Below are 287 nucleotides of genomic sequence, written 5' to 3'. Positions count from 1 at the left end.
TGGTTCATGACTGGGGTGAAGTCGTAACAAGGTAGCCCTAGGGGAACCTGGGGCTGGATCACCTCCTTACCTATACGACTAACTCGATGTTTGTTGAGTGTTCACACAGATGGCTTGTTGAACTTCCTGTAAGGGAAGGGAGAGCGAGATGCACCGCGAGCCGGTATGCATTGTTCTTTAACAATTTGGAAAGCTGATAGTAATTAACACAATGATGTCTGTCGTTGTGTTAATACGAAAAAAATTGAGTTCTTAAAACACTTGTTAAGTGTCTTGAATATTCAAGT

The 287-nt window shown here is 42.5% G+C and carries 1 rRNA gene; it reads left to right on the top strand.

Annotated elements, in window-relative coordinates:
- A 16S ribosomal RNA gene (locus M0413_RS22810) occupies window positions 1-69 on the top strand; the annotation flags it as partial.
- Window positions 70-287: the final 218 nt, after the last annotated feature.

Origin of the sequence: Shewanella sp. 8A (genome assembly GCF_023475945.1) — a bacterium.
GTDB lineage: Bacteria > Pseudomonadota > Gammaproteobacteria > Enterobacterales > Shewanellaceae > Shewanella > Shewanella xiamenensis.
This window is presented reverse-complemented; position numbering and strand designations above follow the sequence as displayed.